Origin of the sequence: Leclercia adecarboxylata (genome assembly GCF_035787115.1) — a bacterium.
Classification (GTDB): Bacteria; Pseudomonadota; Gammaproteobacteria; order Enterobacterales; family Enterobacteriaceae; genus Enterobacter; species Enterobacter adecarboxylatus_E.
On sequence record NZ_JALKTL010000001.1, the window covers coordinates 1,017,582 to 1,032,593 of the forward strand.

Consider the following 15,012-nt stretch of genomic DNA (forward strand, 5'->3'; position numbering starts at 1 on the left):
GCCTGTGGTTTAGACATGAGGATGATAGGCAAAGAGAGCGGGCGCCCCGCCAGTGTGAATAAACAAAATCGGGCCATCATCTTTAAAGCGTTTCTGTTCGATCCCGTCGATAAGCCCGGCCATGGCTTTACCGGTATAGACCGGATCCAGCAGGATGCCCTCCAGACGCGCCAGCAGTTTGACCGCCTCCATGCCTTCATCATTCGGGGTGCCGTAGCCCGGCGCAAAATAGTCATCCCACAGGACGATATCCGCCTTCGCGTTCACCTCCAGCTGCTCTGCCACCGCCTGTTGCAGCGTTACCACCTTCGGTTTTTGATCGGCAACGCTGCGCGACACGGTCACGCCGATCAGTTCAACTTCGGGCATAAGCTGTTCCAGCCCTACCGCCAGTCCGGCATGGGTCCCCGCACTGCCCGAGGCCACCACCACCGAAGAGATACCGACCGCGCCTTCACACTGCTGGGCGATCTCCAGCGCGCTTTCGACGTAGCCCAGCGCCCCCAGCGCGTTCGAGCCGCCGACCGGGATCACATAGGGACGAAAGCCCTGGGCTTCGACGCGGGTCGCCAGCTCGTTCAGCTGGGCCACCGGATCGGTCAGCGCATCGCACATTTCCACCTGCACATTGAAGAGATCCAGCAGCAGACGGTTGCCGTTGCTGAGATAATTTTCCGCCGTCGTGCCGATCGGGTTCTCCAGCAGGGCGATACAGTGCAGCCCCAGCTTTGCCGCGACGGCCGCGGTCTGGCGCACATGGTTCGACTGGATGGCGCCGGCGGTGATCAGCGTGTCGGCGCCTTCGCGCAGCGCATCCGCCGCCAGGAACTCCAGCTTGCGCAGTTTGTTGCCGCCCATAGCCATCGGCGTCACGTCATCACGTTTGATAAGGATGTCGCGCCCGAGATAGTCCGATAAGCGCGGCAAATACTCCAGCGGCGTCGGGGCGCCGATAAATTCCAGGCGCGGAAAACGCGTCAGGTTCTGTAATGACATGAAAACCTCCATAACCCTGTCTAAGTCTGATTTTTATTATGCACGTTGATGGCGAGGAAATAAAAAAGGCGCTTATCAAAGCGCCTTTTTTTTCAGTCAACTGCTTACTTTGTGACGTCTGCCCCGAACCATTTCTCGGAGAGCGCCTTCAGGCTGCCATCTTTCTGCATCTCAGCAATGGCATCGTCAACGGCTTTCACCAAATCCTCGTTGTCTTTGCGGATCGCAACGCCAGCTTCCTGACGGGAGAAGGCATCACCGGCTACGGCCAGGGTGTCTTTGGTTTTCTTCACCAGATCCAGCGCCGCCAGGCGGTCAACCAGAATGGCATCGATACGGCCTACACGCAGATCCTGGTATTTGGTCGGGTCATCATCATAGGTACGAATATCCACGCCCTGAACGTTCTGGCGCAGCCACTCTTCGTAGTTAGTACCCAGACCGACACCGACTTTTTTGCCTTTCAGATCGGCAGCGGATTTGATTGAGCCTTCATTCCCTTTTTTCACCAGCGCCTGGATACCAGAGACGGTGTACGGGGTGGAGAAGTCATATTTTTTCTTACGTTCGTCAGAGATGGTGACCTGGTTAATCACCACATCAATGCGTTTTGAGTCCAGCGACGCCAGCATGCCATCCCATTTGGTCGGCTTCAGCGAGGCTTTTACGCCGAGGTGTTTTGCCAGCTCTTCGGCAAACTCCACTTCAAAACCGGTCAGTTTACCGTCGTCACCCTGGAAGCTGAACGGAGGATAGGTTCCTTCCAGCCCAACCAGCAGCGTGCCGCGCTCTTTAACTTTGTTCAAGAGACCTTCTGCTGCGAAGGTCTTGACGCTCATACCCGCAACCAGCGCAACGGCCATTACACCCATCAGCGCCTGACGACCCAGAAGTGCAAATTTCATACGTACCCCGATATCATTGGAATTTTGGTTGTAGTGTAGGGTGTTCAACCGCAAGGTCAAACACGACTGCGCTACATCTTATTCATTTTTAATATATATCAGAAGTTGTTTCATGGTGGACTTTCTGCTTCACCGCGACCGCCATTTGCGACTTGTATTGCGCATATTTGCGCAGCGCAATCCGGTAGTTGTTGGTGCTGGTGGCAGGCAGCCATGGCTCCAGGTTTTCGTCCAGATAGCCGTGGGTCAGGAGCTCACGCGAGATGTTTTGCGAGGTCAGATGCTGGCCAAGGCGACGCAGACGCACCACATATTCGCGCACCGTTCCGTGGCTCATCTCTGTCTGTTCAAACAGGAACTGCTTGAAGCCGATAATGTCGAAAAAGTCGCTCTGCTCCTTACAGTGCAGATCGCCGCAAAAACGACATAGCGCCACCCACTCCTGTTGTTCTTTCTGCCATCCGGCTTCATCCAGCAGGGTATCGAGACGGGAGATCGCAATTTTATTGACGATCTCTCCGCGACGTACCAGCGTGATGCGGTCGAGCAATTTTTGGCAATGGGCGCAATGCGTCTGGCTGTGTTTAAAGTCTTTCAGGTAGCGGCTTAATGGCCGTCTTTTAGATTGCTGCACCGTCATGATAACTCCTGGTTGTCAATACGTTGTGCGGCACTTAACGGGTGAATGAGATCACCTATAACTTACCCAGCTTGGTACGTAAGCGTTTAATGGCCTGGCTGTGCAGCTGGCTAACCCGCGACTCCCCCACTTCCAGCACGGCACCAATCTCCTTGAGATTGAGCTCTTCCTGGTAATAGAGGGTCAGCACCAGTTGTTCGCGTTCCGGTAAAGCTTCGATGGCTTCCATCACGCGCTGGCGTACGTTGCCTTCCATTAACTGGTGCAACGGGTTTTCCTGCTGATGATCGTCCGTCACCAGTTCAATGCTATCGCCATGCTCTTCGCGCCACTCGTCATAAGAGAAGAGCTGGCTGTTATTGGTATCGAGCAACATCTGACGGTAGTCGGCAGTGGTGATCCCCAGACGATCCGCAACTTCGGTTTCCGTCGCGTTACGTCCAAGCTCTTGCTCCAGCTGCCCCATCGCTTGCGCCACTTCGCGTGCATTGCGGCGAACGCTGCGCGGCACCCAGTCCCGGCTGCGCAGTTCGTCCAGCATCGCACCACGAATACGCTGTACTGCGTAAGTCGTAAATGCCGTTCCTTGCAGAGCGTCGTATCGGTCGACTGCATTCAATAACCCGATACCGCCCGCTTGTAGCAGATCGTCCAGTTCCACACTCGCCGGCAGTCGTACCTGAAGCCGCAATGCTTCATGTCGCACCAGCGGAACATAACGCTGCCACAGCGAGTGTTTATCCATTACACCTTCAGCGGTATAGAGTGAATTCACGATAAACAGCCCTGCGTTAGTTGAGTTATCGGCATGATTATCCGATTCTGGAGGGTTTTTAATCGTGTGAAAAGGGGGAGAAATGGGGGGTTATTTGGGGGTTATTGGTTTTCTGAAAGGTAAAAAACCCCGCCGGAGCGGGGTTTGCGCATCGTCAGGTGATTAGCCCTGCAGCAGAGACAGAACCTGCTGAGGAACCTGGTTAGCTTTCGCCAACACGGAGTTACCGGCCTGCTGGATGATCTGCGCTTTAGACATATTTGACACTTCGGTCGCATAGTCAGCGTCCTGAATACGGGACTGCGCTTCAGACAGGTTGGTGGTGGTGTTGTTCAGGTTGGTTACAGCAGAATCCAGACGGTTCTGTACAGCACCCAGGGAAGAACGGAATTTGTCGATCTGGCTGATTGCATCGTCCAGCGCTTTCAGTGGGTCAGCGGTAGTTTCTGATTTGCTCGTGGTGTCCGTTGTTAATTTACCGTCGGCAGTTTTGTAAACTGTTTTTCCATCTTCAGGATTTTGAGCGGTCGAGATTGTCCCATCTGCTTGAGCAAAATAGACAGGGGCGGTATCACTAAGCGCACCATTTTTTATGAAACCATCGCTAGTTCCATCAGCTGCCACGGTATAAGTTTTAGCAGTGGCACCAGTACCTACGTCAGCAGTATAGGCATTGTTTTTAAGCGCCTTAGCAAAGGTATCACCATCAATTTTAATATTTTTGGCTGTAACGGTAGTAGTGCCGGTAGTGCCTGACGTTACAAACGTACCTTTATCGGTTTTGATGGTTGCTACTACATCATTAGCGACCAAATCATCTAAAGTTGCTGCTGCATCTCCAGCGGCATTGTTTTTAGTTAAATTACCAGTAGCGTCTAAATAAAGCGTAGCATTATCATCTGCTGCAGTAATTTTACCGGTTTTATCAATATTGACTTTTTGATCTTTACCGCCAATTGAAACTGTTGCGGAAGTAGTATCACCAGCTTCAGGATTCAAAAACGCAGTAAGATCAGTACTTTCAACGCCTGTTACATCTGCATTCGCGGTATATGAATTGCTATCAGCATCATAGTTATATTGTACAGCAGCGCCTGGTGTACCAAAACCTACATCTGCGCTAGTTGTAATACTGCTGCCTTTGTTGCTTACAACTGCGTTCAACACATCTGAAGAAGCAGCTTTCGCATCAGTGTTAGTATATTGAGTAACGCCTACGCCAACTGTCACGCCAGTAAAGCCAGCCATATCTTTTAATGTTGCAGCGGCATTTGCCGTTTCGCCTTTACCATTAACGTTAAAGCCAGTCAACTTCAGCGTATCAGAGTCAATTTTTTTCAGGTCGATAGTGATGGTCTGGCCATCGTTCGCGCCAACTTGGATTTTCATGGAGCCGTCTTTTGCCAGCACGTTCACGCCGTTGAACTGGGTCTGACCAGATACGCGGTCAATTTCGTCCAGACGGGATTTGATTTCGTCCTGGATGGAGTCCAGGTCAGACTGGGAGTTGGTGCCAGTAGAAGACTGAACAGTCAGCTCACGGATACGCTGCAGGTTGTTGTTGATTTCAGACAGCGCGCCTTCAGTGGTCTGCGCAACGGAGATACCGTCGTTGGCGTTACGTGCAGCCTGAGTCAGGCCTTTGATGTTAGAGGTAAAGCGGTTAGCAATCGCCTGGCCAGCAGCGTCATCTTTTGCGCTGTTGATACGCAGACCGGAAGACAGACGCTCAATGGCAGTAGACATTGAAGACTGGTTCTTGTTGATGTTGTTCTGAGTGATCAGCGAGAGGCTGTTGGTATTAATGACTTGTGCCATGATTTCGTTTCCTGTTGTTCATCAAATCTTAAGTTAGATTTGGGTTTCCACCCTTCGGCTTCTTCGCCGTCATGAGTGTTATCGTCTGGTCCAAAACAACCTTTAGAATTTTTTTTCGGATCTCATAATTTTTTTAGCCACAGAAATACTCCTCTCTATTCCCGTTTTTCTTGCCATTGAAAAAAAGAAATTAATCGTAAACTTTATCCCGTAAAGGCCGATAACCCCTCTATTCGTTTTACGTGTCGTTACTTTAAGGAACTAAAATGGCAAGTATTTCTTCGTTGGGAGTCGGCTCAGGACTGAAGTTGGGTGATATTCTGGATAGTCTGACCGCCGCACAAAAAGCGCAGTTGACCCCTATCTCTAATCAGCAGTCTTCTTATACGTCAAAACTTAGCGCGTACGGCACGCTGAAAAGCGCTCTGGAATCTTTCCAGACTGCCAATACCGCATTAGGTAAAGCTGACCTGTTTACGGCCACCACGACGACCAGCAGCAGCACGGCATTCAGCGCGACCACAACAGGCAGCGCGCTGGCGGGGAAATACACCATTGAAGTCACGCAGCTTGCCAAGGCACAAACCCTGACAAGCGGCGTACAGAAAGACAATAAAGCGGCCATCGCCACCAGCGACAGCAAGATCACGATCCAGCAGGGCGGCGACAAAAAACCGGTCACCATTGATATCAGCGCGGCGGACTCCTCGCTGACCGGGATCCGTGATGCGATCAACAAAGCCGATGCGGGCGTCAGCGCCAGTATCATTAACGTCGGGAACGGTGAGTATCGCCTGTCTATCAGCTCGAAAGAGACCGGTGAAGACAACGCGATGACGATCAGCGTCAGCGGAGACCCCGCTCTGCAGTCCTTTATGGGCTACAACGGCACCAAAGGCGACAGCAGCAACGGCATGGAAGAGAGCGTGACCGCGCTCAATGCCCTGCTGAAGGTTAATAACGTCGATATCGAAAACAGCAGCAACACCATCAGCGATGCGCTGGAAGATATCACCCTGGAATTAAGCGATGTCACCACCGGTAACCAGACCTTAACCATTACCACTGACAACACCAAAGCCACAAAAGCCATTAAAGACTGGGTGACGGCCTATAACTCGCTGCAGGATACCTTTAGCAGCCTGACGAAATATACCGCTGTGGATGTAGGGGCTGATGCCCAGAGTACCAGCAATGGCGCCTTGCTGGGTGATACCACGTTACGCACCATCCAGACACAGTTAAAGACGCTGCTGAGCAGCTCTGTGGGCGGTTCCACCATCAAAACGCTGTCGCAGGTGGGGATCACAACCGATCCGGATAGCGGCAAACTTGAAATCAATGACGACAAACTGAGCGCGGCCATGAAAACCAGCGCCAATGGGATCAAAGATCTGTTGATTGGTGACGGTAAAACGACCGGTATCACCACCACCATTGGCAATAGCACCACCAGCTGGCTCTCCAGCACCGGCATTATTCAGGCCGCGAAGGATGGCGTCAGTAAGACGCTGAATAACTTAACGGATCAGTACAACGCGGCCAGCGCACGAATCGATTCTATGGTCGCGCGCTATAAAGAACAATTTACCCAGCTGGACGTAATGATGAACTCGCTGAACTCAACCAGCAGCTATCTGACTCAGCAGTTCGAAAACAACAGCAGCAAAAATTAATCTGAACCGAGGGGATTAACATGTACGGCGCAAAAGGCACGCAGGCCTACGCAAAAATAGAGGTTGAAAGCGCGGTGATGAGTGCCAGCCAGCAGCAGCTGATTATCATGCTATTTGATGGCGCACTCAGCGCGCTGGTCCGTGCGCGTCTGTTCCTGCAGGACGGTAACATCCCGGCAAAAGGCCAGGCGCTTTCAAAAGCCATTAACATTATCGAAAACGGGCTGAAACTGGGCCTGGATGAAGGTAATGGCGATGAGTTAACGCAAAACCTGATCGGCCTTTATGCCTATATGGTCCGCCGTCTTCTGCAGGCGAACGTGCGCAATGACGCCAGTGCCATCGAAGAGGTGGAAAACCTGCTGCGCAATATCGCAGACGGCTGGAAGGAAGCGGCTGGCTCGCCAAATCTGATTCAGGACGCCGTCTAATGACCACTGCACCGCAAATCTACACCCTTTATCAGCAGTTACTTGATCACAGCAAGTTGATGCTGCGGCTCGCCAGCAATGGCTTATGGGATGAACTGATCGCCTGTGAAACCGATTATGTTAATGCGGTGCATACGCTGGCGCGTGTCACTCAGGAATCTGAACTCTCCCTGCCGTTACAGGAGCAGCTCAGGCCTACTCTGCGTATGATTCTGGACAACGAAAGCCAGGTCAAAGTGCTGTTACAGAGCCGGATGGATGAACTGTCGAAAATGGTGGGCCAAACATCCATTCAAAAATCGGTACTCTCCGCTTACGGCAAACAGGGCGGGCATGTTCTGGTCCCCCAGGCGAATCAGGAATAGCCATTACCCTGACGTGCGAAAAGGTTTCGCTTCGTACGTCAGGCATTTCTGCAAACCGTATTCCATACTAGAGATCCTCGATCTCATGGAGCACGGAAGATGAAAAATCCCACCCTCTTGCAGTTCTTCCACTGGTATTACCCTGAAGGCAGTAAACTCTGGCCAGAGGTGGCCGAGCGCGCCGATGGTTTAAACGATATCGGCATCAACATGGTCTGGCTGCCCCCGGCCTATAAAGGCGCGACCGGCGGCTACTCTGTGGGCTATGACTGCTACGATCTCTTCGATCTTGGCGAGTTCGATCAAAAAGGATCTATTCCCACCAAATATGGCGACAAATCCCAGCTGCTGGCCGCTATTGACGCCCTGAAACGCAACGACATCGCGGTGCTGCTGGACGTGGTGGTTAACCACAAAATGGGCGCCGATGAGAAAGAGTCCATCCGCGTACAGCGCGTCAACGCCGAGGATCGCAACCAGATCGACGACGAGATTATTGAATGCGAAGCCTGGACCCGCTACACCTTCCCGGTTCGCGCTGGAAAATATTCAGAATTCATCTGGGATTACAAATGCTTCAGCGGTATCGACCACATCGAAAATCCCGATGAGAATGGCATCTTCAAGATCGTCAATGACTACACTGGCGACGGCTGGAACGATCAGGTTGATAACGAGTTGGGGAATTTTGATTACCTGATGGGTGAGAACATCGATTTTCGTAACCATGCGGTAACCGAGGAGATTAAATACTGGGCGCGCTGGGCGATGGAACAAACCCGGTGCGACGGCTTCCGCCTGGATGCGGTAAAACATATTCCGGCATGGTTCTACAAAGAGTGGATCGAGCATGTGCAGGAGGTAGCGCCGAAACCGCTGTTTATCGTGGCGGAATACTGGTCGAAAGATGTCGATAAACTTCAGCACTATATCGACCAGGTTGAAGGCAAAACCATGCTCTTTGACGCCCCGCTGCACATGAAGTTTCACGAAGCTTCGCTGCAGGGAAGTAATTATGACATGAGCCAGATCTTTACCGGCACCCTGGTAGAGGCCGACCCGTTCCATGCGGTCACTCTGGTCGCTAACCATGACACCCAGCCGCTACAGGCTCTTGAAGCCCCGGTGGAGCCCTGGTTTAAACCCCTGGCCTATGCCCTGATTTTGCTGCGTGAAAACGGCGTACCCAGCGTCTTCTACCCCGATCTGTACGGCGCCAGCTATGACGATACCGGCGGTGACGGCGAGATGTACCACATCGACATGCCGGTAATCGAGCAGCTCGACCAGCTGATCCTCGCCCGCCAGCGATTCGCGCACGGCATTCAGACCCTGTGGTTCGATCATCCTAACTGCATTGCCTTCAGCCGCAGCGGCACCGATGAAGATCCCGGCTGCGTGGTGGTGCTTTCTAACGGTGACGAGGGCGAAAAAACGATTACGCTTGGCGATAATTACGGCAACAAGAGCTGGAAAGATTTTCTTGGTAACCGGGAGGAGACCGTCACGACCGACGAAACCGGCACCGGCGTCTTTACCTGCAACGGCGGCAGCGTCAGCGTGTGGGTGATGGAAGAGGTATTGTAAGCTGTAAAGCCGGGCGGTGCTGTGCCTGCCCGGCATGCAGATCGTTATGGCAGCTTGCTTTCCAGCGGGTTTTTACTCAGGTAATTTGCACACTCAACGGTAGGCTGCCCGACGCGCTGCAGGATCATCCCGTCATACTCAATAGCCGAGCCCTCACGGTCCAGCGGATAGATATCCAGCTTGCGGGTGACGTTATAAAAGTCATCCGAACGCAGCATGATTTTCCCCGGCACGGCCACGACGCGCTGCCACTGACGGCAATCCAGAGTATCCCCTTCTTGGGTCACAACCAGCGTCGCGATCGCTTCCGGGCTGACCATCCTGCTTTGCGGCCCTTTCGACTGCCAGTACCCCGCCAGATCAGCCGGGACAGGATGCTTGACTACGTCCTGATAGCTGTCGACCTGCACGCAGCCGGTTAACGCCAGCAGCGCGCCCATAATTGCTATTTTTTTCATCATGATTCCGTCTATGTCGAAAAAAATAGTGTGGCATTAAAGCGAGTCTGGTGCCAGCAGCAGAGGGTCTAAACCTGCATTGACATCACGTCCTGGTACGCCTGCATCAGCTTGTTACGCACCTGAATGCCCATCTGCATCGACACCGACGCTTTTTGCATATCGGTCATCACATCGTTCAGCCCAATGCCCGGTACGCCGAGGGTGAATTTTTCGCCCTGCACGCGTGCCGCAGTTTGTGTGTTGCTGATCCGGTCCAGCGCCGCATGCAGCTGACCCGCAAAGCTGACGGTTGACTGCACGTCAGCCGCGTTCTGATTCCGGGCGGTCATTGCCGTTGCCTGCAACTGGCTGATAACGCCCTCAATCCCCTGTATTGCCATGACTTTCCCCTGATGGATTTTTACGCGCTCAAGAGTAGCAGTCTGTCAATGAGATAAAGGCGCTAAATAGCGTTAAAAAACCAGGTTATTTGACGCATAGAAATTCCCGAATCATCAAATAATGGCACAGCCATGATTATGGAATTTTTGTTGTGTTTGCCGACCCGGGAGCCTGTTTTGTTTCTCCACACGAATAATGAAATCCACGATGAGTCACGAGGTGCGCTATGAGTGCGTCAGCAACATCAAGCCCTCAAACTAAATCTCTCGAATGGATGAACCGCCTGCGCGCGAACCCTAAAGTGCCGTTGATCGTGGCAGGTGCTGCCGCTATCGCTATTGTTGTCGCTATGGTTTTATGGGCCAAACAACCCGACTATCGCACGCTGTTCAGCAACCTTTCAGATCAGGATGGCGGCGCTATCGTCACCCAGCTCACCCAGATGAACGTCCCTTACCGCTTCGCGGATAACGGCGGCGCGCTGGAAGTCCCTGCCGATAAAGTTCACGAACTTCGCTTACGTCTTGCCCAGCAAGGTCTGCCGAAAGGCGGTGCGGTGGGTTTTGAACTGCTGGATCAGGAAAAGTTCGGCATCAGCCAGTTCAGCGAGCAGGTTAACTACCAGCGCGCGCTGGAAGGCGAACTGGCCCGCACCATCGAAACCCTGGGTCCGCTGAAGAGCGCCCGCGTTCACCTGGCGATGCCAAAGCCGACGCTGTTTGTGCGTGAACAAAAAGCGCCTTCGGCGTCCGTTACCGTTAATCTGCAGCCTGGCCGCGCGCTGGATGAAGGACAGATTAGCGCGGTGGTGCACCTGGTCTCCAGCGCTGTGGCGGGATTACCGCCGGGTAACGTAACCCTGGTGGATCAAACGGGTCGCCTGTTAACAAAATCCAATACCGGCGATCGCGATCTGAATGACGCGCAGCTGAAATATGCCACTGACGTGGAAAATCGCGTTCAGAGCCGCATCGAAGCGATTCTGGGTCCTATCGTCGGGAACGGTAACGTGCACGCCCAGGTCACCGCGCAGATCGATTTTTCCGATAAAGAGCAGACCGAAGAGCAGTACCGTCCGAACGGCGATGCCGCCCAGGCGGTGATGCGTTCGCGTCAGGTAAATGAAAACCTGCAGGTCGGCGGGCCATTCCCTGGCGGCGTGCCGGGTGCCCTCTCTAACCAGCCAGCCCCGCCCAACACCGCGCCGATTAACGCGCCAGCGCAGAATCAGCAGAATGGTCAACAGGCGAACCAGCAACAGCAGCAAACAACCTCTGCCGCAAATGCCGGCCCGCGTACCAGCAGCCGTAACGAAACCACTAACTACGAAGTCGATCGCACCATTCGCCACACCAAAATGAACACCGGTGACGTGCAGCGTCTCTCCGTGGCGGTGGTCGTCAACTACAAAACCCTGCCGGACGGTAAGCCGCTGCCGCTGACCGCCGAGCAGATGAAACAGATTGAAAACCTGACCCGTGAAGCCATGGGTTACTCAGAGAAGCGTGGCGACTCCCTGAACGTCGTGAACTCGCCATTCAGCGCGGTTGACGATACCAGCGGTGAGCTACCGTTCTGGAAAACCCAGTCGTTTATCGAGCAGATGCTTGAAGCCGGTCGCTGGCTGCTGGTGGTGATTGTCGCCTGGCTGCTGTGGCGTAAAGCGGTACGTCCGCAGCTGGTACGCCGCGCCGAAGAAGCGAAAGCGCTGAAAGAGCAGACCACGCTGCGTCAGGAAACAGAGGAAGCTGTGGAAGTACGCCTCAGCAAAGACGAACAGATGCAGCAGCGCCGTGCTAACCAGCGCATGGGCGCTGAAGTGATGAGCCAGCGTATTCGCGAAATGTCAGATAACGATCCGCGCGTCGTAGCGCTGGTCATTCGCCAGTGGATGAGTAACGAAAATGAGTAACCTTACCGGAACGGATAAAAGCGCCATCCTGCTGATGACCATTGGCGAGGACCGGGCGGCAGAGGTGTTCAAACACCTCTCTCAGCGCGAAGTGCAGGTTCTCAGCGCAGCGATGGCTAACGTGCGTCAGATCTCCAACAAGCAGCTGACCGACGTGCTGGCAGAATTTGAGCAGGAAGCGGAACAGTTTGCCGCGCTCAACATCAATGCCAACGAATACCTGCGTTCGGTACTGGTCAAAGCCCTCGGCGAAGAGCGCGCGGCCAGCCTGCTGGAAGATATTCTCGAAACCCGCGATACCGCCAGCGGCATTGAGACGCTCAACTTTATGGAGCCGCAAACCGCAGCCGACCTTATTCGCGACGAGCATCCGCAGATCATCGCCACTATCCTGGTTCACCTCAAGCGTGGTCAGGCGGCGGATATTCTGGCGCTGTTCGACGAACGCCTGCGTCACGATGTGATGCTGCGTATCGCCACCTTCGGCGGCGTCCAGCCGGCGGCACTGGCGGAGCTGACCGAGGTACTGAATGGCCTGCTCGACGGCCAGAACCTCAAGCGCAGCAAAATGGGCGGCGTGAGAACGGCGGCCGAAATTATCAACCTGATGAAAACCCAGCAGGAAGAGGCGGTCATTACGGCGGTACGCGAGTTCGACGGCGAACTGGCGCAGAAAATTATCGACGAGATGTTCCTGTTCGAAAACCTGGTCGACGTGGACGATCGCAGCATCCAGCGCCTGCTTCAGGAAGTGGATTCCGAATCGCTGCTTATCGCCCTCAAAGGCGCCGAACAGCCGCTGCGCGAGAAGTTCCTGCGCAACATGTCCCAGCGTGCGGCGGATATCCTGCGCGACGACCTTGCCAACCGTGGCCCGGTGCGTCTGTCTCAGGTGGAAAACGAACAGAAAGCGATCCTGCTTATTGTGCGTCGCCTGGCAGAAACCGGCGAGATGGTGGTAGGCAGCGGCGAGGATACCTATGTCTGATGAACTGCCGTGGAAGGTCTGGACACCGGACGACCTCTCCCCTCCCCGGGGGGAATTTGTGCCCGCGGACGCCGACTCTGCCGAACCGGGTGAGGATGACGAACAGCCCGAACTGAGCGAAGAGGAGCAGCGCGCCCAGCAGCTGGCGCAGATCCAGATGCAGGCGCACGATCAAGGCTACGCGGCCGGTCTGAACGAAGGCCGGCAGAAAGGTCATGACCAGGGCTATCAGGACGGTCTGGCTCAGGGTCTGGCGCAGGGGTTAGAGCAGGCGCGCTCGCAGCAGGCACCGATCCATGCCCGGATGCAGCAGCTGGTCAGCGAGTTCCAGAATACCCTCGATGCGCTGGACAGCGTCATCGCCTCGCGGCTGATGCAGATGGCGCTGGAGGCGGCACGTCAGGTGATCGGCCACACGCCGCCGGTGGATAATTCATCGCTTATCAAACAGATCCAAAGCCTGTTACAGCAGGAGCCGCTGTTCAGCGGCAAACCGCAGCTGCGCGTCCACCCGGACGATCTGCAGCGGGTGGAAGAGATGCTCGGCGCAACCCTGAGCCTGCACGGCTGGCGTCTGCGCGGCGATCCGACCCTGCATCACGGCGGCTGCAAAGTCTCCGCCGATGAGGGGGATCTGGATGCCAGCGTGGCAACCCGCTGGCAGGAACTGTGCCGCCTGGCGGCACCGGGAGTCATCTGATGACCGCACGCCTCACCCGCTGGCTCAACACCCTCGACAATTTTGAAGCGAAGATGGCGCAACTGCCTGCCGTGCGTCGTTACGGCCGCTTAACCCGTGCCACCGGCCTGGTGCTGGAGGCCACCGGGCTTCAGCTGCCGCTGGGGGCCACCTGCATTATTGAACGGCCCGACGGGAAGGAGATCCGCGAAGTCGAGAGCGAAGTGGTCGGCTTTAACGGCCAGCGTCTGTTCCTGATGCCCCTGGAAGAGGTCGAAGGCGTTCTGCCCGGCGCGCGGGTGTATGCCAAAAATTTATCCGGCGACGGACTGCAAAGCGGTAAACAGCTGCCGCTCGGTCCGGCGCTGCTCGGACGGGTGCTGGACGGCGGCGGCAAGCCGCTGGATGGCCTGCCCGCACCCGATACCGCCGAAACCGGGGCGCTGGTTACTCAACCTTTTAACCCCCTGCAGCGAACGCCGATCGAGCATGTGCTGGATACCGGTGTGCGCCCGATTAACGCCCTGCTGACCGTCGGGCGCGGCCAGCGTATGGGGCTTTTTGCCGGCTCCGGCGTCGGGAAATCGGTACTGCTCGGGATGATGGCCCGTTACACCCAGGCCGACGTCATCGTGGTGGGGCTGATTGGCGAGCGTGGCCGCGAAGTTAAAGATTTTATCGAGAACATTCTGGGTGCCGAAGGGCGTGCCCGCTCGGTGGTGATTGCCGCCCCGGCGGACGTCTCTCCCCTGCTGCGTATGCAGGGCGCCGCCTATGCGACCCGGATCGCCGAAGACTTTCGTGACCGGGGTCAGCACGTGCTGCTGATCATGGACTCCCTGACCCGCTACGCGATGGCGCAGCGTGAGATTGCCCTGGCGATCGGCGAGCCTCCGGCCACCAAAGGCTACCCGCCTTCGGTGTTTGCCAAGCTCCCGGCGCTGGTAGAGCGCGCGGGTAATGGCATCAGCGGCGGCGGGTCGATTACCGCGTTTTATACGGTGCTGACCGAAGGTGATGACCAGCAGGATCCGATTGCCGACTCGGCGCGTGCGATCCTCGACGGCCATATCGTCCTGTCGCGCCGTCTGGCCGAGGCGGGCCACTACCCGGCAATTGATATCGAAGCCTCGATCAGCCGTGCGATGACGGCACTGATCACCGAGAAGCATTATGCCCGGGTGCGTAACTTCAAGCAGCTGCTCTCCAGCTTCCAGCGCAACCGCGATCTGGTCAGCGTCGGGGCGTATGCCAAAGGCAGCGATCCGATGCTCGACAAGGCGATTGCCCTCTGGCCGCATCTGGAGGCATATCTGCAGCAGGGTATTTTTGAAAAGGCCGACTGGGAAAGCTCGATCCAGGCTCTGGAGATGATCTTCCCGCAGGTGTAACAAGGTA

At 55.2% G+C, this 15,012-nt stretch carries 15 protein-coding genes; 8 read left to right on the forward strand and 7 right to left on the reverse strand.

Features of this window, described 5'->3' with window-relative positions:
• Positions 1-9 precede the first annotated feature (9 nt).
• From dcyD to MXM41_RS04925, 5 genes are all read right to left on the reverse strand, one after another.
• Positions 10-996, reverse strand: coding sequence for a D-cysteine desulfhydrase (gene dcyD / locus MXM41_RS04905; protein WP_325930259.1), 987 nt, complete (start codon positions 994-996; stop codon positions 10-12).
• Positions 997-1,100: 104 nt separating this feature from the next.
• Positions 1,101-1,901, reverse strand: coding sequence for a cystine ABC transporter substrate-binding protein (gene tcyJ, locus MXM41_RS04910; protein ID WP_325930260.1), 801 nt, complete (start codon positions 1,899-1,901; stop codon positions 1,101-1,103).
• Between the two features lie 88 nt (positions 1,902-1,989).
• A complete protein-coding gene (fliZ, locus tag MXM41_RS04915) occupies positions 1,990-2,541 on the reverse strand; it encodes a flagella biosynthesis regulatory protein FliZ (protein ID WP_325930262.1) in 552 nt (183 codons plus the stop codon).
• Positions 2,542-2,596: 55 nt separating this feature from the next.
• Positions 2,597-3,316 carry an RNA polymerase sigma factor FliA gene (gene fliA / locus MXM41_RS04920; RefSeq protein ID WP_039030897.1) on the reverse strand — a complete coding sequence of 240 codons (720 nt, stop codon included), beginning with the start codon at positions 3,314-3,316 and terminating at the stop codon, positions 2,597-2,599.
• A 162-nt stretch (positions 3,317-3,478) separates the two neighbouring features.
• Entirely contained in the window at positions 3,479-5,134 is a 1,656-nt protein-coding gene (locus MXM41_RS04925) for a FliC/FljB family flagellin (protein WP_325930263.1), read from the reverse strand.
• 266 nt (positions 5,135-5,400) lie between these two features.
• On the opposite strand from MXM41_RS04925, the gene fliD reads away from it, so the two are divergent.
• The 4 genes from fliD to amyA all read left to right on the forward strand — a co-directional run bounded on the left by fliD (position 5,401) and on the right by amyA (position 9,193).
• A complete protein-coding gene (fliD, locus tag MXM41_RS04930) occupies positions 5,401-6,810 on the forward strand; it encodes a flagellar filament capping protein FliD (protein ID WP_325930264.1) in 1,410 nt (469 codons plus the stop codon).
• Between the two features lie 20 nt (positions 6,811-6,830).
• Positions 6,831-7,241 (forward strand): flagellar export chaperone FliS, encoded by a 411-nt coding sequence (gene fliS / locus MXM41_RS04935; RefSeq protein WP_325930266.1) that lies wholly within the window; start codon positions 6,831-6,833, stop codon positions 7,239-7,241.
• Positions 7,241-7,606: a flagella biosynthesis regulatory protein FliT gene (gene fliT / locus MXM41_RS04940; protein ID WP_325930267.1), complete on the forward strand. Its 366-nt coding sequence runs from the start codon at positions 7,241-7,243 to the stop codon at positions 7,604-7,606. The genes fliS and fliT overlap by 1 nt, the downstream gene beginning before the upstream one ends.
• Before the next feature lie 99 nt (positions 7,607-7,705).
• Positions 7,706-9,193, forward strand: a complete 1,488-nt coding sequence (amyA, locus tag MXM41_RS04945) for an alpha-amylase (RefSeq protein ID WP_325930268.1) — start codon at positions 7,706-7,708, stop codon at positions 9,191-9,193.
• Between the two features lie 44 nt (positions 9,194-9,237).
• Here the strand turns inward: amyA and yedD are convergent, their stop codons facing one another.
• Both yedD and fliE read right to left on the reverse strand, forming a co-directional pair.
• Positions 9,238-9,651: a lipoprotein YedD gene (gene yedD / locus MXM41_RS04950; RefSeq protein ID WP_325930269.1), complete on the reverse strand. Its 414-nt coding sequence runs from the start codon at positions 9,649-9,651 to the stop codon at positions 9,238-9,240.
• 68 nt (positions 9,652-9,719) lie between these two features.
• Complete coding sequence (gene fliE, locus MXM41_RS04955) at positions 9,720-10,034, reverse strand: flagellar hook-basal body complex protein FliE (RefSeq protein WP_325930270.1); 315 nt, start codon at positions 10,032-10,034, stop codon at positions 9,720-9,722.
• A 227-nt stretch (positions 10,035-10,261) separates the two neighbouring features.
• Between fliE and fliF the strand changes: the two genes are divergently transcribed.
• Genes fliF through fliI form a run of 4 tightly spaced genes read left to right on the forward strand, consistent with a single transcriptional unit; the run spans position 10,262 to position 15,005 of the window.
• Entirely contained in the window at positions 10,262-11,947 is a 1,686-nt protein-coding gene (fliF, locus tag MXM41_RS04960) for a flagellar basal-body MS-ring/collar protein FliF (protein WP_325930271.1), read from the forward strand.
• Complete coding sequence (gene fliG / locus MXM41_RS04965; protein WP_325930272.1) at positions 11,940-12,935, forward strand: flagellar motor switch protein FliG; 996 nt, start codon at positions 11,940-11,942, stop codon at positions 12,933-12,935. Before fliF ends, fliG begins: the two co-directional genes overlap by 8 nt.
• Positions 12,928-13,635: a flagellar assembly protein FliH gene (gene fliH, locus MXM41_RS04970; RefSeq protein WP_325930273.1), complete on the forward strand. Its 708-nt coding sequence runs from the start codon at positions 12,928-12,930 to the stop codon at positions 13,633-13,635. The genes fliG and fliH overlap by 8 nt, the downstream gene beginning before the upstream one ends.
• On the forward strand, positions 13,635-15,005 hold the full coding sequence (fliI, locus tag MXM41_RS04975; RefSeq protein WP_325930275.1) for a flagellar protein export ATPase FliI: 1,371 nt from the start codon (positions 13,635-13,637) through the stop codon (positions 15,003-15,005). Before fliH ends, fliI begins: the two co-directional genes overlap by 1 nt.
• Positions 15,006-15,012: the final 7 nt, after the last annotated feature.